The sequence below is a fragment of the Klebsiella quasivariicola genome, from assembly GCF_002269255.1.
GTDB lineage: Bacteria > Pseudomonadota > Gammaproteobacteria > Enterobacterales > Enterobacteriaceae > Klebsiella > Klebsiella quasivariicola.
Genome location: NZ_CP022824.1, coordinates 183,988 through 200,824, shown reverse-complemented (window position 1 = coordinate 200,824; position 16,837 = coordinate 183,988). Strand labels below are relative to the sequence as shown.

At 50.1% G+C, this 16,837-nt stretch carries 26 protein-coding genes and 1 pseudogene; 21 read left to right on the top strand and 6 right to left on the bottom strand.

Features of this window, described 5'->3' with window-relative positions; translation table 11 throughout:
- Nucleotide 1: 1 nt before the first annotated feature.
- Nucleotides 2–1,003, top strand: coding sequence for a glycosyl hydrolase family 8 (locus B8P98_RS29030; protein WP_004204978.1), 1,002 nt, complete (start codon nucleotides 2–4; stop codon nucleotides 1,001–1,003).
- 105 nt (nucleotides 1,004–1,108) lie between these two features.
- Here the strand turns inward: B8P98_RS29030 and bcsG are convergent, their stop codons facing one another.
- The 5 genes and pseudogenes from bcsG to B8P98_RS29005 form a co-directional block, all read right to left on the bottom strand.
- Complete coding sequence (gene bcsG / locus B8P98_RS29025) at nucleotides 1,109–2,785, bottom strand: cellulose biosynthesis protein BcsG (protein WP_004204977.1); 1,677 nt, start codon at nucleotides 2,783–2,785, stop codon at nucleotides 1,109–1,111.
- Nucleotides 2,782–2,979: a cellulose biosynthesis protein BcsF gene (bcsF, locus tag B8P98_RS29020; RefSeq protein WP_004204976.1), complete on the bottom strand. Its 198-nt coding sequence runs from the start codon at nucleotides 2,977–2,979 to the stop codon at nucleotides 2,782–2,784. Before bcsF ends, bcsG begins: the two co-directional genes overlap by 4 nt.
- Nucleotides 2,979–3,221, bottom strand: a pseudogene (locus B8P98_RS29015) (BcsE family c-di-GMP-binding protein); the annotation flags it as partial. The pseudogene B8P98_RS29015 and the gene bcsF, both read right to left, overlap by 1 nt.
- Nucleotides 3,175–3,384, bottom strand: coding sequence for a hypothetical protein (locus B8P98_RS31960; RefSeq protein WP_143873711.1), 210 nt, complete (start codon nucleotides 3,382–3,384; stop codon nucleotides 3,175–3,177). The pseudogene B8P98_RS29015 and the gene B8P98_RS31960, both read right to left, overlap by 47 nt.
- Entirely contained in the window at nucleotides 3,366–4,346 is a 981-nt protein-coding gene (locus B8P98_RS29005; RefSeq protein ID WP_020806188.1) for an IS5-like element ISKpn26 family transposase, read from the bottom strand. Before B8P98_RS29005 ends, B8P98_RS31960 begins: the two co-directional genes overlap by 19 nt.
- A gap of 92 nt (nucleotides 4,347–4,438) precedes the next feature.
- On the opposite strand from B8P98_RS29005, the gene B8P98_RS29000 reads away from it, so the two are divergent.
- The 7 genes from B8P98_RS29000 (at nucleotide 4,439) to B8P98_RS28950 (ending at nucleotide 7,982) form a co-directional block, all read left to right on the top strand.
- The gene (locus B8P98_RS29000) at nucleotides 4,439–4,651 is read left to right on the top strand and encodes a hypothetical protein (protein WP_019706020.1); all 213 of its coding nucleotides are present in this window, start codon (nucleotides 4,439–4,441) and stop codon (nucleotides 4,649–4,651) included.
- Nucleotides 4,652–4,661: 10 nt separating this feature from the next.
- Nucleotides 4,662–4,886 carry a hypothetical protein gene (locus B8P98_RS28995; RefSeq protein ID WP_014343499.1) on the top strand — a complete coding sequence of 75 codons (225 nt, stop codon included), beginning with the start codon at nucleotides 4,662–4,664 and terminating at the stop codon, nucleotides 4,884–4,886.
- An 80-nt stretch (nucleotides 4,887–4,966) separates the two neighbouring features.
- The gene (locus B8P98_RS28990; RefSeq protein WP_004152720.1) at nucleotides 4,967–5,287 is read left to right on the top strand and encodes a type II toxin-antitoxin system RelE/ParE family toxin; all 321 of its coding nucleotides are present in this window, start codon (nucleotides 4,967–4,969) and stop codon (nucleotides 5,285–5,287) included.
- The gene (locus B8P98_RS28985; RefSeq protein WP_004152721.1) at nucleotides 5,277–5,555 is read left to right on the top strand and encodes a helix-turn-helix domain-containing protein; all 279 of its coding nucleotides are present in this window, start codon (nucleotides 5,277–5,279) and stop codon (nucleotides 5,553–5,555) included. Before B8P98_RS28990 ends, B8P98_RS28985 begins: the two co-directional genes overlap by 11 nt.
- Nucleotides 5,556–5,969: a helix-turn-helix domain-containing protein gene (locus tag B8P98_RS28980; protein ID WP_023287139.1), complete on the top strand. Its 414-nt coding sequence runs from the start codon at nucleotides 5,556–5,558 to the stop codon at nucleotides 5,967–5,969.
- A gap of 829 nt (nucleotides 5,970–6,798) precedes the next feature.
- On the top strand, nucleotides 6,799–7,620 hold the full coding sequence (locus B8P98_RS28955) for a DUF932 domain-containing protein (protein ID WP_004152492.1): 822 nt from the start codon (nucleotides 6,799–6,801) through the stop codon (nucleotides 7,618–7,620).
- A 32-nt stretch (nucleotides 7,621–7,652) separates the two neighbouring features.
- Nucleotides 7,653–7,982 (top strand): DUF5983 family protein, encoded by a 330-nt coding sequence (locus B8P98_RS28950; RefSeq protein ID WP_053390269.1) that lies wholly within the window; start codon nucleotides 7,653–7,655, stop codon nucleotides 7,980–7,982.
- Between the two features lie 32 nt (nucleotides 7,983–8,014).
- Here B8P98_RS28950 and B8P98_RS28945 read toward each other — a convergent pair whose 3' ends face one another.
- Nucleotides 8,015–8,500 (bottom strand): transglycosylase SLT domain-containing protein, encoded by a 486-nt coding sequence (locus B8P98_RS28945; RefSeq protein WP_001568108.1) that lies wholly within the window; start codon nucleotides 8,498–8,500, stop codon nucleotides 8,015–8,017.
- 390 nt (nucleotides 8,501–8,890) lie between these two features.
- Here B8P98_RS28945 and traM point away from each other — a divergent pair, with 390 nt between their 5' ends.
- The 13 genes from traM to B8P98_RS28870 all read left to right on the top strand — a co-directional run bounded on the left by traM (nucleotide 8,891) and on the right by B8P98_RS28870 (nucleotide 16,807).
- Entirely contained in the window at nucleotides 8,891–9,307 is a 417-nt protein-coding gene (traM, locus tag B8P98_RS28940; RefSeq protein ID WP_014343494.1) for a conjugal transfer relaxosome DNA-binding protein TraM, read from the top strand.
- A 199-nt stretch (nucleotides 9,308–9,506) separates the two neighbouring features.
- On the top strand, nucleotides 9,507–10,244 hold the full coding sequence (locus B8P98_RS28935; protein ID WP_157738383.1) for a conjugal transfer protein TrbJ: 738 nt from the start codon (nucleotides 9,507–9,509) through the stop codon (nucleotides 10,242–10,244).
- A gap of 150 nt (nucleotides 10,245–10,394) precedes the next feature.
- Nucleotides 10,395–10,565 carry a TraY domain-containing protein gene (locus B8P98_RS28930; protein ID WP_004144426.1) on the top strand — a complete coding sequence of 57 codons (171 nt, stop codon included), beginning with the start codon at nucleotides 10,395–10,397 and terminating at the stop codon, nucleotides 10,563–10,565.
- Between the two features lie 61 nt (nucleotides 10,566–10,626).
- The gene (gene traA / locus B8P98_RS28925; protein ID WP_004194426.1) at nucleotides 10,627–10,995 is read left to right on the top strand and encodes a type IV conjugative transfer system pilin TraA; all 369 of its coding nucleotides are present in this window, start codon (nucleotides 10,627–10,629) and stop codon (nucleotides 10,993–10,995) included.
- A gap of 13 nt (nucleotides 10,996–11,008) precedes the next feature.
- Nucleotides 11,009–11,314 carry a type IV conjugative transfer system protein TraL gene (gene traL / locus B8P98_RS28920; protein WP_004144424.1) on the top strand — a complete coding sequence of 102 codons (306 nt, stop codon included), beginning with the start codon at nucleotides 11,009–11,011 and terminating at the stop codon, nucleotides 11,312–11,314.
- A 19-nt stretch (nucleotides 11,315–11,333) separates the two neighbouring features.
- Entirely contained in the window at nucleotides 11,334–11,900 is a 567-nt protein-coding gene (gene traE, locus B8P98_RS28915) for a type IV conjugative transfer system protein TraE (protein WP_004144423.1), read from the top strand.
- Nucleotides 11,887–12,627: a type-F conjugative transfer system secretin TraK gene (gene traK / locus B8P98_RS28910; RefSeq protein WP_013214019.1), complete on the top strand. Its 741-nt coding sequence runs from the start codon at nucleotides 11,887–11,889 to the stop codon at nucleotides 12,625–12,627. The genes traE and traK overlap by 14 nt, the downstream gene beginning before the upstream one ends.
- The gene (gene traB, locus B8P98_RS28905) at nucleotides 12,627–14,051 is read left to right on the top strand and encodes an F-type conjugal transfer pilus assembly protein TraB (protein ID WP_023287137.1); all 1,425 of its coding nucleotides are present in this window, start codon (nucleotides 12,627–12,629) and stop codon (nucleotides 14,049–14,051) included. Before traK ends, traB begins: the two co-directional genes overlap by 1 nt.
- A gap of 72 nt (nucleotides 14,052–14,123) precedes the next feature.
- Entirely contained in the window at nucleotides 14,124–14,708 is a 585-nt protein-coding gene (traV, locus tag B8P98_RS28900; RefSeq protein WP_023287136.1) for a type IV conjugative transfer system lipoprotein TraV, read from the top strand.
- A gap of 322 nt (nucleotides 14,709–15,030) precedes the next feature.
- Nucleotides 15,031–15,249 carry a hypothetical protein gene (locus B8P98_RS28895; RefSeq protein ID WP_004195468.1) on the top strand — a complete coding sequence of 73 codons (219 nt, stop codon included), beginning with the start codon at nucleotides 15,031–15,033 and terminating at the stop codon, nucleotides 15,247–15,249.
- Nucleotides 15,250–15,561 carry a hypothetical protein gene (locus B8P98_RS28890; protein ID WP_013214022.1) on the top strand — a complete coding sequence of 104 codons (312 nt, stop codon included), beginning with the start codon at nucleotides 15,250–15,252 and terminating at the stop codon, nucleotides 15,559–15,561.
- Nucleotides 15,562–15,627: 66 nt separating this feature from the next.
- Entirely contained in the window at nucleotides 15,628–16,032 is a 405-nt protein-coding gene (locus B8P98_RS28885) for a hypothetical protein (protein ID WP_004197817.1), read from the top strand.
- Between the two features lie 376 nt (nucleotides 16,033–16,408).
- The gene (locus B8P98_RS28870) at nucleotides 16,409–16,807 is read left to right on the top strand and encodes a hypothetical protein (RefSeq protein WP_014343490.1); all 399 of its coding nucleotides are present in this window, start codon (nucleotides 16,409–16,411) and stop codon (nucleotides 16,805–16,807) included.
- The last annotated feature ends 30 nt before the right edge of the window (nucleotides 16,808–16,837 follow it).

The following is a 16,837-nucleotide window of genomic DNA, read 5'->3' as shown; positions in this document are numbered from 1 at the left end:
TATGCCCCTGCGTGCTTTAGTGGCGGTGATAGTGACAACGGCAGTAATGCTGGTGCCCCGGGCGTGGGCGGATACGGCCTGGGAGCGTTATAAGGCCCGTTTTATGATGCCGGACGGCCGTATCATTGATACCGCCAATGGCAATGTGTCGCATACGGAAGGCCAGGGCTTCGCCATGCTCCTGGCGGTGGCGAATAACGATCGCCCGGCGTTCGACAAGCTGTGGCAGTGGACAGACAGCACCCTGCGCGACAAGTCTAACGGGCTGTTTTACTGGCGCTATAACCCGGTGGCGCCGGACCCGATCGCCGATAAAAACAACGCCACCGATGGCGATACCCTGATCGCCTGGGCGCTGCTGCGCGCGCAAAAGCAGTGGCAGGACAAGCGCTACGCCACGGCCTCCGATGCCATCACCGCCTCCCTGCTGAAATATACGGTGGTGACTTTCGCCGGTCGCCAGGTGATGCTCCCGGGCGTGAAGGGGTTTAACCGCAACGACCACCTGAACCTTAACCCCTCCTATTTCATCTTCCCGGCCTGGCGGGCCTTTGCGGAGCGGACGCACCTGACCGCCTGGCGGACATTGCAGAGTGACGGGCAGGCGCTGCTGGGGCAGATGGGCTGGGGGAAATCGCATCTGCCCAGCGACTGGGTGGCGCTGCGGGCGGATGGCAAGATGCTGCCGGCCAAAGAGTGGCCGCCGCGGATGAGTTTCGATGCGATCCGTATCCCGCTGTATATCTCGTGGGTCGATCCGCACAGCGCCTTGCTCGCACCGTGGAAAGCCTGGATGCAGAGTTACCCGCGCCTGCAAACTCCGGCGTGGATCAACGTTAGCACCAACGAGGTCGCCCCGTGGAATATGGCCGGCGGCCTGCTGGCGGTGCGTGATTTAACGCTTGGCGAACCGCTGGAAGCGCCGCAGATTGACGACAAGGATGATTATTACTCCGCCAGCCTCAAGCTGCTGGTCTGGCTGGCGAAACAGGATCAGCGCTAGCGCTGTGATGGCTTTGCAGGTTTCTCAGCCCGTATCCTGCGGGCTGAGAGAAAAGAGCAGGAACGTCTCACGATGTAAGGCCGCCAGAATAGGCGGCCTTGTCGCTTATTGCGGATAAGGCACCCAACTGCCGCCATTCAACTGGACATAAGGCTTGCCCTGATACTGGATAACGATGGCGTTGGCGTTTTCGGACACCGCCGCGCTCTGCGGCAGGTTGGCGACATACTGCTGCCAGTTGACGCTGTCTTCGCTGAACATTTTGCCGTCGAGGGCGCGCACCACCAGCTCCGACACCGCCAGGTAGCTGCTGGGCTGATCGATGATAATTGGCGCGCCTTCATGCGGCGCCTTCATGCCGAAGAATTTCACCGCCGTCGGGACGTTAGTGATCGACGGGCTCGGGATATCCCGCAGGCCAGACACCTGCATCTTATCGCCCTTCAGCGCGCCGCCGTGTTCCGGCACCACCACCACCATCACCTTACGCCCCGATTTTTCCAGTTCGGTGAAGAAGTTATCCAGGTCGTCAAACAGCTTCTGCGCCCGCACTTTGTAGTCCGCGGTTTTGCTTTGTCCCGGGAAGTGATTGCCGTCATGCAGCGGCAGGGTGTTATAGAACGTGGCGCTCCGCGGATTGCTGCTGGCCTCTTCGGTCTTCAGCCAGCGGTTGAGAACCGCGAGATCCTCATACACTGGCGAGCCATCAAATGCCTGCAGGCTGACCGGCAGACCGCTCTGGTCCATCAGCGGGCTCTGCATGCCGCCCAGCGAACGCAGCTCTTTCAGGAAGTCGCCGAACAGGCCGTTGTGGCCGAGCATCAACTGCTGGTTGAAGCCGAGTTTCGCCAGGTTTTCAAACAGGTAGCAATCGGCGCCGGATGGCTGATACAGGTTGGTATGCGACAGCTGGCCGCAGCTGGCGCGCAGCAGACGCACCGCCGCAGGTCCGCTGTAGGAGGTCGCTGAGTTAAAGTTTTTGAAGACGATATCGAAATGCTTCCACAGCGGGTGGTCCATCAGCCCGGCGGCTTCAATATCCGACCAGGAGAGCGAGCAGATATTGATCACCAGCAGGTCAAACGGCTGCGCATCCGCCGGCAGCTGGTCCGGGAACGGTGTCTTGCGCTTCTGCTCGGCGGCATAGAAACCGTTCAGCCAGTTGGTGAGGTTGGCCGAGGTCGGCGGTTCGGTCTGCGGCGGAATATCGCTGCTGGCCGGGCTGGACGCGGCGCCAGCGGCGGCGTTGGTCCCGACGTTGGCCGGCGCGGTGGCGGCGGCAGTGGTGGGCTGACCGGCAGGCCAAATGGTAAAGGCCGGCAGCAGCGGACTGACCGCCTGCCAGACGACCATCGCGGAGACAAACACGGTAACGCGCAGCCACTGGCTGATAAACAGCCACAGCACCAGTAAAACAAAGAAGGCGCCGACCATGCTCCAGTTGATAAAGCGGACAATCAGATCCCAGATATAGCTGGCGCTGAAGCCGGCGATTTGCGATCCCTGGCTAAAAATCGACTCTGGCCCGGGCAGCCAGGTATCGTGCCAGAACAGCGCGAATCCCAGCGGAATGGCGATCCAGTGGCGGATGCGGTGCAGCTTTTCGCGCGGGATCGGCACCAGCAGAAAGGCGAGAAACACCAGGTTAAGCATCGGGTGAAAATTGAGATACCCGGCCCACAGCAGGGCAAACTTGACCAGAAAGTAGAAGTTCCAGCCGCCAAGGCCGCGCCAGTACTGCCAGAGCGGAAGCGGTGCCGCGGTCGTTTTTTTATTTGTCATTTGTTCGCTTTGCCTTGCTTAACCGTTGTTCCCCGGCGTAATACCCCTGCCGGTTTCACGTAACGGGGTTTAAAGAACATCAGTCTTAACGTCGTGCGGATCCGGCGCTGATAGTGGCGCGTCAGGTAGCCCAGCGGAAAAAACAGCAGGGCGCAGAGCACCACCAGTTGCAGAATATCGGCGATAGACATCATCAGGCTTGCTCCTCACGGGTGGTTAACCGGTGTGGTTCGGGGTAGCGTCGCCAGTGGCGTCCATCATGGGTGGCGTTGATGGTCTCGTTTTTACCGACCGTGAGAGGCAGCGGCGTATTCCAGCGCGCCGGCTCGATGCCGCGCATGATCACAATTTCCGAGAGAATCTGTTTGTCTTCAAACCACACCATGCGGTTAGAAAAAATATCGCCAGTCGGTAGCGGGAAGATATGATTTAGGGAAGGTGCGAATAAGCAGGTCATTTCTTCCCAAGCTGACTCGCTGATTAAAATTTCGCGGATCTGGGCCGATTTTTTTCCCGCAAACACATCGAATCAGCCTATTTAGGCTATTTTTTCCACCATTTCTGGCGTTATTTCCGGTTTTTACTGAGATCTCTCCCACTGACGTATCATTTGGTCCACCCGAAACAGGTTGGCCAGGGTGAATAACATCGCCAGTTGGTTATCGTTTTTCAGCAGCCCCCTGTATCTGGCTTTCACGAAGCCGAACTGCCGCTTGATGATGCGAAACGGGTGCTCCACCCTGGCACGGATGCTGGCTTTCATGTATTCGATGTTGATGGCCGTTTTGTTCTTGCGCGGATGCTGCTTCAAGGTTTTTACCTTGCCGGGACGCTCGGCGATCAGCCAGTCCACATCCACCTCGGCCAGCTCCTCGCGCTGTGGCGCTCCTTGGTAGCCGGCATCGGCTGAGACAAATTGCTCCTCTCCATGAAGCAGATTACCCAGCTGATTGAGGTCATGCTCGTTGGCCGCGGTGGTGACCAGGCTGTGGGTCAGGCCACTCTTGGCATCGACACCAATGTGGGCCTTCATGCCAAAGTGCCACTGATTGCCTTTCTTGGTCTGATGCATCTCCGGATCGCGTTGCTGCTCTTTGTTCTTGGTAGAGCTGGGTGCCTCAATGATGGTGGCATCCACCAAAGTGCCTTGGGTCATCATGACGCCTGCTTCGGCCAGCCAGCGATTGATGGTCTTGAACAATTGACGGGCCAGTTGATGCTGCTCGAGCAGGTGGCGGAAATTCATGATGGTGGTGCGATCCGGCAGGGCGCTATCCAGGGATAATCGGGCAAACAGGCGCATGGAGGCGATTTCGTACAGGGCATCTTCCATGGCACCGTCGCTCAGGTTGTACCAATGCTGCATGCAGTGAATACGCAGCATGGTCTCCAGCGGATAGGGCCGTCGGCCATTGCCCGCCTTGGGATAAAACGGCTCGATGACAGCGGTCATATTCTGCCATGGCAGAATCTGCTCCATGCGGGAGAGGAAAATCTCTTTTCGGGTCTGACGGCGCTTAGTGCTGAATTCACTATCGGCGAAGGTGAGTTGATGGCTCATGATGTCCCTCTGGGATGCGCTCCGGATGAATATGATGATCTCATATCAGGAACTTGTTCGCACCTTCCCTTAAAGACCAGAGGTAACGCAAAATGAAAGTATACGGCCATCAACACTCATCAGAGGTTTTCTCCCGGGAAACTTCCCCATCCTGTTTTGAACCAAAAGCGGAAAAGGTGATCGCTTTTCATGGAAAGGATGCCAGTTACGCCTATAACGTGCTGGCCGATCTGAAAGCCGCAGGTGCTTCATATACGCGCCGGAATATCATCGCCGATATGTTCCGCCGTCTGGGTGTGGAATGAGGTCTGGGCAATGGAACACGTGAAAAGACAAATCCAGCAGGGGGCAGGGAACGCCTATTATGCGGGGATGCAGTGGCGCGGTATTACACTCGGACACGCCGATGCTGCAGCGCTTAATCAGTTTGATATCGATATCAGCAAAGCTCAGGCACCCGAAGCACGCACCTGGTTGCTTCAGAACAAAGCGGAATTCATAGCTCTTATGCTGGGTATTGAGATTGTAAAGATCGGGTAGTGAGAAGTCAGCTAACTTAGCTCTTGAGCTAAGTTAGCTTTTAAGCTAACGTATACACATACGGACTAGAGATTACATTCATGTTCACAGTCATCTTTCATGATGAGGCTGAAAAAGAGTTTACGGCTCTGCCTGCTGCCATTCGTGCAAAAATGGCCAGGCTACTCATGAAGCTGGAAGCAAACCCTCGCCAGCTACGCGAGCCAGATACCAAGCCGCTTGGAAACGGCCTTTTCGAAATACGTACAATGGGGGCAGATATCGCCCGCGGAATCTGGGTATATCAGAGTGGTGAACGTATTTTTCTACTTCGGATCTTTATCAAAAAATCGCCAAAAACGCCCCCGGCAGAAATAGATCAGGCACTTCGCAGACTGGAGGAAATGCAGAATGAAATATAAAACCCTTAGCCAGGTTCATACCGAAGCAATGAACGATCATGAGTACAGCGCGGCATTCGAGGCAGAAGAAGCCTCGGAGCTACTTCGGGAAACCTTAGCAACATGGAGAAAAGAAGCGGGTTTGACGTCGGCACAGGTTGCAGAACGTATGGGCATCAAAGCGCCTACTATCTCACGTATGGAGAAGAACGCTTCGCGAATGAGTATTCAGACGCTGGTTCGGTACGCCAGAGCCTGCGGTGTTAACTTTAAAATTCAGCAGGTTTGAATGATTAGCGATGCCAATAAAGCGGTGAATGACCTGGCGAGTATTGTCCCTCTGCTGGGTGGCAGTTCGTCCCGCAAAGATTACGAAGAGGCACGTAAACTCGTTGAATATCTTCTGGAACATGATCCGGACAGCCCGCTGGTTGATATGCTGACTGCCCGCATCGATGCCTGGGAAGATAACGCGGTGGAATTTGAAGAATTTAATACGCGCATCGAAGCTGGTAAAAACGGTGTATCGTTGCTGCGGGTTCTTATGCAGCAACGCGGTTTTTCACAGTCCGATTTTGAAAACGAGATAGGCAACAAATCACTCGTCAGCCGGATCCTCAGTGGTGAACGCAGTCTGACCCTCGATCACATGCGGGCGCTGGCAAATCGATTTCAAATCCCGGTCTCGATGTTTGTTGACTGATTCGGGAACAGAGCAGGCGAAGGGGGCATCGGTCCCCGTCTGGCCGCGCCTCGAAAGACCGCGCGCCTGCGGCGCCGGGAAAACCGGGCCGCGCTGACGCGCCGCCCGCATTTCCTTTCCGCGTCTTCCCTGTTTGCTGCCTGCTGTCTGTCTGCTTCCTCTTCTCCTCCCTGCTGTGATGTCTCTTTTTAACCCTTAAAGGCTTTAAAAGCACACCCATACTGGACACCTTCGGCTCCCGGCCAGCTGCGCTGTCCGGTCGTCGAGCCACACTCCGCTAACCGCGAAAAGACGCGGTAAGCTCCGCCGAACCCGCAAGCGGTTTCGGGCCTGACGGCTAGTGTCTGATGTCTGACGTCAAGGTCAACGGCAGTGCTTGCTGCGACCGTCCCGGTCGCGCCGCTTTCACCGTGCCGGCGAAGGACTGCCGGCACTCTGCGGGGCAACGCCGTTTCGCGCCCGCGCTCTTCGTCGTTGCGGCGGGTGCCTGCTCCTTTCCCCTGGTACCCGTATCACCCGTTTGAGTCCATTCGCCGGGGCTGAGACAAGCACAACCCGTCTTGCTGTCCAGGGGACGGCAGGGCCTTTCGCAATAAATTTTTCCCGGCCATTCCGCTGCAGCTTCATTAGGCCGAAAAAAATTTCCCGCTCACCCCCGGACATCTGCACCGGGCCGTGCTCGTTTACGCCCTCGCGGCGAACGGCTCTCAAACGGGTGAAGGTTATATCCAGGGGGCAGGTTCAGCAGGTCCCCGCACAAAGTCAAAACCGCGGCCCCGGCAACTCAACGGGTGATGGTTAAAAAATTAAACAGGTGAAGGAGAATAATATGCGTTTAGCATCCCGATTTGGACTTACTCATTCCATTCGTCAGGAACGCCCACTGACTAACGATGAATTAGTCAAGGTTGTACCTTCTGTGTTTTCAGAAGAAAAGCATAATTCACGTAGTGATCGCTATACCTATATTCCAACCATTACACTGCTGGATAAATTACGTGAAGAAGGTTTCCAGCCATTTTTTGCCTGTCAGTCACGAGTAAGGGATGAGGATAAACGGGGGCATACTAAGCATATGGTAAGACTTCGCCGTGAAGGGGCCAATAAAGGAACAGAAGTACCCGAAATCATTCTTCTTAACTCGCATGATGGATCGTCCAGTTATCAAATGATCCCGGGTATGTTCCGTTTTGTATGCACAAATGGCCTTGTGTGCGGTACGTCGTTTGGTGAGATTCGTGTACCTCATAAAGGTGATATTGTGGGAAGGGTTATCGAAGGTGCTTACGAAGTTCTGGGAATTTTCGATAAAATAACTGAAGGCGTTGATGTCATGAAGTCTATTGCCTTAACCAAGGAAGAACAGCGTCTGTTTGGACAAGCTGCATTAACCTACCGATATGAAGATGAAAATAAATCTCCGGTCAGTATTGAACAGATAATTCATCCGCGCCGTTATGAAGATAAAAAAGATGACATCTGGACTACATATCAAAGGGTCCAGGAAAATCTGATTAAAGGCGGTTTGCCTGGCCGAACTGAAAAAGGGAAAAGAACAACAACCCGGCCAGTAAAAGCAATCGATGGTGATGTTAAACTCAATAAGGCATTGTGGTTAATTGCGGAGAAATTCCGCACTCTTAAAGGCTAATTATAAGCGCCGGGCAGCTGTCCGGCGTTTTGATGGTGGGAATACTTATGTTTGAATTTAAAGCTGTCTGTATCAGTATTTCACATATGGAAGAAGGTGATATCAGAGTTCTTCAGGTGCTTTCATCAAGAACCAATTATCTAACTTGCGATAGTTACTTAGAGTGGATACATGATACACCTTATGGTTGTGTTATAAGGATGTATGATTTCAAACGCCATCTTCTGGCGCTAAAAAGAGGTGGGGTGTCAAAATTTTTACGCAAAAATCTCATACTAATGCACCGGGAGGGCGGGTATCTGCTTTTTCATTTTGATAGTGATGCCGATTATTATCCAGGTATAGATGCCGTAGATTTTTAAGAAATTCAAGCCTTCTTATATCAGAAGGTTTTTTAGTTCATGGCGATTTTCTGATCTTTAGAAGAAGTTCGTTTGCTTGCTTTGATAGCCGTGTAGTAGTAATGGATCTTCTTCGCATACTCGTAACGTCTTGCTGCCTGGCGCGGGGTCTTTTTGAAGCCTGCATTGTATGCCCCGACTGCATCCCACGAAACGCCCCACTTTTTAAACGCCTGAGCCAGATAATAGGCTCCGGTGTAGATGTTAAGACAAGCATCGCTAAGAAGATGATCCGGTTTTATTCCATATCGCGACAGTTCGTTGAAATGCTGCGAGTCAATTTGCATCAAGCCTGATCCATAACCCGTAACAGGATTACGCCCAATCGCATCAATTTTAAATCGTGATTCTTGCCATGATATAGCACGCAGGAGATCCGGATCAATTTTGTAATCCCTGCCAGCCATATCAAAGCAGTCTGCTGCCATTGATGACAATGGTATTAAAGACAGGATGATACCAAACGCTACTCCCTTCATGAATTCCCCTCCGTGCCAAATCCCGGAATAACCTTAACCCATCCAAGACCGAGACTCAACATATATGCACTCCTCACCACAAAATCACCACACACTACGCAAAATTAAAATTTTGCAGATTTCACTTTAGCTTCAGTGGCTTAACTGTAGTTATATTACATTATGTTATTTTTCTTTATATATATGTGAGTTGCCGGCGAGTCAGTAGTAAGTCGTCGGTAAGTCTATAGCGACTCGTTTATGACTCACTCTTTTATAATCATATATTTAAAGCGACTTAACTCTAGACTTAAGTCGCCATATGACTCGTAATGCAACTTTCTTAGACTCTAGACTTAAGTTTAGAGTTGTAAAGAAGGTAAACTCGCGTTATCTTCTCGCCATAATAACTTGTTTGATGCTGTTTTTAATAAAGGAACCGATATGGCCAGGGTACAAGCTTATGCTAGTGATGAAGTTGCAGAGAAAATTAATGCAATAGTGGAAAAGCGAAGGGCTGAAGGGGCAAAGGAAAAGGATGTCAGTTTTTCAAGTGTCGCTTCGATGCTCCTTGAATTAGGGCTTAGGGTTTATGAGGCTCAAATGGAAAGAAAAGATTCAGGGTTTAACCAAACTGAGTTTAATAAGATTTTGCTTGAGAATGTCATGAAGACTCAGTTTACCGTATCCAAACTTTTGGCTATTGGCTCTCTAAGCCCTCATGTTACAGGTGATGAACGATTCGAGTTCCGCAGCATGGTGAGTAACATTCGAGAAGATGCAAAAGATGTTATTTCTCACTTCTTCCCCGAGCAGGAAGAAGAGTAAGAACTGGTGTGTGTTTATGGTGGTTTGTAATTAATTCAGCAGTAAAAAAAGAATAATGATCTAGCTTTAAAAAGTGACATGGAAGTATAAGGAATATAGAATACTTACAGGGTTGTACTAAAATTTGTTGAAGCGTTGACGTCCGGGGCTTGTCCCCCCGAACGTCAACTATCCATAGTGTCCTTTCCAGGAGGCGCCTATGTGTGCGAAGGATCGTAGTCATATTGCTGTGCGCAGTCAAACAGATTCCATTCATTCTATGCGCGAGATGCTTAATATTTCATCTTGCCCTGCTTTTATTCGTGATTCCCGGGGCGAAGTAATTCACACCAGCCCAACCTTTGACAAAATTTTCTTAACATCTGGTGGAACTGGAGCATTTGATACACCCAGAGCACCGGGAAGCTGGTTTCTGGATCTCTCCCTGGAGATCAAACTGGAACTGATGCAGTCAGAACTGAAATCGTTTTCAGAAGGTTCTGCTGTACTTGTTAAAAATATTTGGTTGGCAGGTTTACTTTGGACTGTTTTTATTGAAACGTTCTCGATTAATGAAGATACATACAGTAAATGGGTTTTTATAAATGAAGATGAACCGATACCTCATCCTTCAATGGAATACAATGACTTTTCTATAAAGATGCAAAGATATATCGAAAGAATTCAGCGTTCAGCAAAGTCTGACTGGGCTATCTTTAATCTGTATGCGGTTGGGTTTTCTCATGCATCTATTTCTAAGATTACAGGTGTTGGGGTGCAAACCTCAAAAAATACAGTTAGTAAAATAAAAAAGGAACTGAGCTTTGATGATCGTGACTATATCATAATGTCATCGATCTATACTCTAAGTTATGGAAAGTTTATATCGAATGTGGTTTCGATATTAAAAGACGGCGTTAATTTTTTGTTAAATCAAAAGTACCATCGGTACTTTTGATTTGTGAAAATAATTTACTCAAGATTTCTCCTTAGTTTGTTTACTTTTAAATCCTCCAATGTAAGATTTATTAAAGGTTGGTAATCTTACTTTGGAGGTCGATTGGAAAGAGCGATTAGGAGCAACGCACGACCTGCGCCTGGAAAAAATGTGCTTTTAAAATTAGATGAAGAAACTAATCGTCGACTCATCAAAGCAAAAGACAGAAGCAGAAGAAGTAAAACAGCTGAAGCTTATTTGAGACTGAAAGATCATCTAGAACGTTTTCCGGACTTTTATAACTCGGAACTAGCCGTACCAGGAGGTGAAAAGGAAGAGTGATTTAACATCATAGTCAAAAATCTGTTTTATATATCAACCATTCTTTTTAAAGGAAATAAATATGAATGCTGTATTAAGTGTTCAGGGCTCTGCTGTCTCTGAAAAAACCAAACCGTCTTTTATGTCCCGCGTTTTCAATAAAAAGAAAGCCCTGAAAGTCGCTAAAGTTGCGCTGCCGGTTGCTGCTGTGGCGGCGTTCTTCCCGGATGCTGCGATGGCCACCACCACGGCAACCGACCTGATGAAGTCCGGGGATGCGACCGTTAAAGGCACGTTTGGTAAGCAGTCCAGCGTCGTCAAATGGGTGGTTCTGGCAGAAGTTGTCGCCGGCGGCATCATGTACATGATGACCAAAAACGTGAAGTTCCTGTTTGGCTTCGCGATTATTTCCACCTTTATCACCATCGGTATGTCGGTCGCCGGTTACTGACAGGAAGCACGTGATGACGGGAGACGAATTAAAGCGATACCGTTTCCCGGAAACACTGACTAACCAGTCCCGCTGGTTTGGCTTATATCTCGATGAACTTATCCCGGCCGTGATTTGTCTCGGCTGGGGTTTCTGGACCAGCAAGTTCATTTTTGGCATAGCTTCAGCGGTACTGGTTTTCTGGGGTATCAAGAAACTGAAAAAAGGGCGGGGCAGTTCCTGGCTACGCGACCTGATTTACTGGTATCTGCCAACCTCCCTTCTTAAAGGTTTCTTTCATGATGTTCCGGACTCCTGTTTCCGGCAGTGGATTAAATAAATCAACGGGGAAATAACATATGGAACATGGTGCCAGACAAAATACCACCCGCGTTATCGCTGTGGGATTTATCAGTCTGGGGACACTCCTGACCCTCAGTCTTGCGACCAATATTATCCAGGGCATAAATAATTACCGTCTGCAGACGGAACAGAAAGTGGCGGTGACACCGATGTTATTCCGTGCACCCTTTGCGGTGTCTCAGAACCAGGCTGACGCCTCTTATATTGAGCAGCTGGGCCTGTCCTTTGTTGCCCTGCGTCTGAATGTCACGCCGGAAACGGTTGATGCCCAGCATCAGCAGCTACTCCGGTATGTATTACCCGCCTCGCAGAACAGCCTCAAGGTCCAGCTGGCTGAAGATGCGAAACGCATTAAAGACAATAACGTTAATTCCACCTTTTATATGACGTCGATGCGTGCCTGGCCGGCAGAGAACCGCGTGGATATCCGGGGTGAGCTGAAAACGTGGATTGGGGATTCCAAACCCTACAGTGAAATTAAAAGCTATGTCATTCAGTTCAGTCGTGTCGATGGTGTCAGCTGGCTGGCACGTTTTGGAGAAATAAATAATGAAAAAAATTAACCCGTTATTTATTTCAGGCTGTCTGCTGTTGGCCGCCCCCGCGATGTCCGCGACCCTCAGCGGTACGCTGGCGCCGACAGTGGTCCCCCTGACCAATGGTGGTCAGGCAAATATTGCCGTGAGTAACACCGACCCGAATCTGTTCACAGTACCTGGCGATCGCATCACGGCGATAAACAGCCTGGACGGTGGCCTGACAAACCAGGAGCAGACCGACAGCGGCGGTGCCATTCTGGCGACCGTCAGTAAAAAACCATTCACCTTCATTGTGGAAACCGAACGCGGGCTGAACTTCTCCATTCGTGCCGTGCCCCGTGCGGGCTCAGGCCGGACAATTCAGCTGGTCAGCGAGCTGGCGGGTACCCCCGGTCCGGCAAAAGCCTGGGAAGAGTCGAACCCCTATGAATCGTTACTGGTTTCGCTGAATCGCGCCGTGCGTCAGGGCAGCGTACCCGATGAGTATCAGTCTGTCCCCGTCACTTCTGAAGTGCTGCAGGTGCCGGCTGGTCTGCGCGCCACTGCCGATCGGGTCTGGGTCGGTCATCACCTGAAAGTTGTCCGTTACAGTCTGGACAATGTCTCCCTGTCGGCCCGTATGGTGCGTGAAAGCGATTTCTGGCAGCCCGGAACACGTGCCGTCATGTTCAGTACCCCGGCGGGCCTGCTGACTGCCGGTGGTCGCATGCAGATCTGGGTCACGACGTCAGATGAAGGAGTGAAGCGCTGATGGCCAACTTCAACACGCTGATCAAACGTAAGCAATATATCTGGCTGGGACTCATTCTGGCGGGCGGCGCGGCAGCAGTCGGAGGCGGGCTGTATCTGTCAGATCTGAACATGAGCTCTGATGAGGAAGCCCCGGCTCAGGGCGAACCCGCACCGGATATGACCGGGGTGGTCGACAGCAGCTTCAACAGTAAGGTGGAGCAGCACGCGACAACAGAAATGCAGGCGACTGCCGCTGATCTCAACAAGCGTTTTGACTCCCTGCAGGGGGAAGTGGAACTACTGAGTAAGGCGCGAACCGCTGACCAGATACGTATCGACAAACTCAGCAGTGACAATGAAGCCATGCAGAATCAGCTGAAGTCGCTGGGCGTGAAACCGGCTGTCTCTGGTGGCGAGCCCGCGCCGACTCCTCCGTCACCGCCACCCGGTCCGGAAGGGGAGCCGCAGCCAGCCAGTTATCCGCCGCAAACCGGCGCCGCGGTACCGCCTCCGACGGCATTCTATCCGGGGAATGGTATGACACCGCCGCCGCAGGTCAGCTACCAGTCTGTACCGGTACCAAACCAGATACAGCGTAAAACGTTCAGTTACGACAAAGGAAAAAAAACGAAGTCATTGCCGTACATTCCGTCGGGGAGCTTTGCAAAAAGCATGCTTATCGAGGGGGCAGATGCCAACGCGTCTGTTACCGGGAATGAATCAACTGTACCGATGCAGTTGCGTATCACCGGTCGCGTGGAAATGCCAAACAGCAAAACCTACGACCTGACAGGGTGTTTTGTGGGCCTTGAAGCCTGGGGCGATGTCTCCAGCGAACGCGCCATTGTCCGTACCCGCAATATCAGCTGTATCAAAGGTGATAAAACCATCGATCAGCCCATTAACGGCCACGTTTCCTTTATGGGGAAAAACGGGGTTAAGGGAGAGGTGGTGATGCGTAACGGAAAAATCCTCGGCTGGGCATGGGGGGCCGGTTTTGTTGACGGGATTGGTCAGGGCATGGAACGGGCTTCACAGCCGGCTGTTGGCCTGGGGGCAACCGCATCTGTTGGCGCCGGTGACGTTCTGAAAATGGGGGGCGGCGGTGGTGCATCTAAAGCTGCGCAGACGCTGAGCGAGTACTACATCAAAAGGGCCGAGCAGTATCACCCGGTCATTCCGATTGGTGCCGGCAACGAAGTGACCGTCGTGTTCCAGGATGGATTCCAGCTGAAAACGATTGAAGAACTGGAAGCGGAAAAGAACGGGCAACAGCAGGCTCAGAATCAGGAGGCGGAGCCGGCACAGCAGGCTGATGCACATCATCAGTCAGGCGGCGGTATGAACGGATTCAATACTGACGAGATGCTGAAGAAGCTGGGCAAACTTGATCCGCGTGAGTTCTCTCCGGGCGCAGCGCCGCAGGGGGAAAATAATGGCTAGTTCGGGCGATTAAGGAAAATACCCAGCTCAGGATGAACCTGAAAAAAAAACCGATAAATAGCGAGAAATATTATGAAGGAATTAATGCTGTTAATTCCTCTGGGCAGCGCTTTGCTCTTAACCGGGTGCGCGGGCACAGAGACTGAATTTCAATGTAATGCCACGACGTCGGATACCTGTATGACGATGGAGCAGGCAAATGAAAAAGCGAAGCTGAAGGAGGAACGCAGTGATGCAAAGCCGGCTGCGGCCGGGTTGCCACAACTGGCTGAGGGTAATTTCAGAACCACGTCAGTTAATCCGTACCCGTTGCCGCCTCAACCCAACCTGAACCGGGCCAGAGTGGCAGCGGAGAGAGAACGAGCACGTGCAGTGTACCTAAATAATCCAACGGCAAAGAATGAGGCAATATATTTCGAAACCGGGAAAAGGCTCCAGTCTTTGCCGGTAGTGAAAATGTCTTTACCAGTAGTGGCGTCAACGTTTACGTCACCGTCAACACCGCCAGGTAATTATCCCCGGCCATTAAGAAAAGGGGAGGAGACAACGTCATTGTGGATAGCGCCGTATGTGGATTCAGATGATGTATATCACCAGCCGGCAACGGTTCTTTTTGTCGTAAAACCATCGGCGTGGGGACAACCTCGCCTTAATTGATTCACAGCGCCATTACTGGCGCTGCAGTAAGTTTTCATTTCTGAATTATAACGAGTGCCCTCTGCGTTGAAAGGGATGGGCGGTAGCGTGTTCAGACGAAGATATTACGCTCATGTATCTTTATGTAAGGGTTATTTAAAAGGGCGGGTTGATGATAAAGGGTTTTTCTCTCCAGGCAAAATCGACTTCAGTGTAGTGATGTTATTGAAAATGTAAGCAAGTCTGATTCTGACAGAGCGATAAGTGGCGATAGGCAAACAACTATCGCAGAGGCAATGAAAGAAATATTCATTCGTTAATATATAAACAGAGGCAATAAAGTATGCATGCCTTTATTTTTCTGGTGCTGATGACGCCGAGTAGTGGCGGTGGGATTTGGGATATTACTCCCATGCCTAATACAGATGTCTGCATAAAAATGCTACGGGTACTCGAAGCACGTGGGGGCAGAGGTTACGGAAGTAATACAGGAGAGTGCATTGAAATTAAAACCCGCGAGCCTTTGAGCAGCGTGATAGAAACATTGAATGAGGGTGGGTAAATGGCTGAATACCAGTTAGGTTTTGATGGTTTTGTTCGACTTTTTTTTGCAATGGCAATCATTATCTGCGGTTACGGCTATGTAATTATTGGTGTTTTTATAAGAGATACGCTTTCCTGTATTTTAATGTTGTTTGGGCTTACAGGTCTCAGTGCTTTATTTTCATTAATGGTATTCATGGATAAAAACATGTGGGCCGGCTCTCCTGATTTGACGCTGTCAGTAATAACGGGATTTTTTACAGCCACAGTGGTTTTTTATATGTTTTATGTCTTGATTTATTACTTTGATCGGATGGGGGCAGGTGAATAGTAAGACCGATGGTCAGTATTAACAATCTCACGTTATTTGAAAGTATGCAGCATAAGGAATAAGAAAGTGAAAGCGTACTATATACTTGGACATAACGTTGCATGGCTTAACGGTATATGCCTGATTCTTTTTGTTATTGGTGTGGTCGGTGCGCTGGCAATGGTTGCCATCCCTGAAAAATTCAATCTTCGAGTTAACAGAGGCGATACATTCATATACTGTGCGCTTATAGCGGTGGTTGGGTTTTCCGGGATGTTCGTTATCTCCATTCACTCATTTTCGATGGATGAACTTGAAGCAGGTAGACACTGGAAAGATGACTGCCGGACACTTGAGGTAAACATGCCGACAGGCGCTTTTACCAGCCCTGTTAATAAACTGGACTGTGATGGCATCATCATTAATGTGCCTGGTGGGCAGTATTATTCCTATATCCATCAGTGGGAATTATATAAAGCTAACTCAAAATGAAATGCTGATTAACAAACTGGATTGACCGGTAGGGATGGAACAATGGAAAGACAGCAAGAAATTGGCCAGCAATTTGGTTTTTTGATAGTTCTTCTTTTAATTGTGTTAACTGGGTATTTTTTTTGTGCAGTATATTGAAGATTCTAGCGATATGCAGCCCGCTACTCCAGAACAACTGCAAAGTATTATTCATTAGACACCTTGTGCAGGTGAGGCGTTACGTTTAGCAATTCAAACTAACACAGGCACTTCGTCAGAGCCATTAACTTTCGGTGACGCAAAAAAGATGGCATCAGAATGCAAGTATAAAGAAGAGATTAAAGCAGTACGTGAAAAAAACTTAACGCACTGAACGCTATGAGCAAATAATCAGGGGATGGATATGATGCTGTTTCTTCGAAAGTACGGATTTTTGTTTATACCTCCAGTCTACTGGCTCATCTATCTGGGAGCCAGACTGACTTACAATGGACTGGCAGGAGAGTTTTCTCCTGATTTCTTTCAGGGTATTCGACATGAAGGCGTCTATATTATCTGTAGTTTGTGTGTATTTTATTTTTTCTGCTTAGAGGTGGAAGTTGGTGATGGGGAGTTCTCAGCGAACATTCTGTTCCTGATTGTTTTCTTTCATGTGGTTTTATTATTTATCACTCTGCTTATTTGTCTGTGGCAAGGGGAGGTGTTGTTGGATTCGATCTTTATGGGTCAGATTATTGCTTCCATGTGTTTATTGTTTTTTATTCCAGTGCTTTCCATTATAAGAAGGAGTTTCTAGTGCGGATATGAATATTCTTCTTGCCATTTA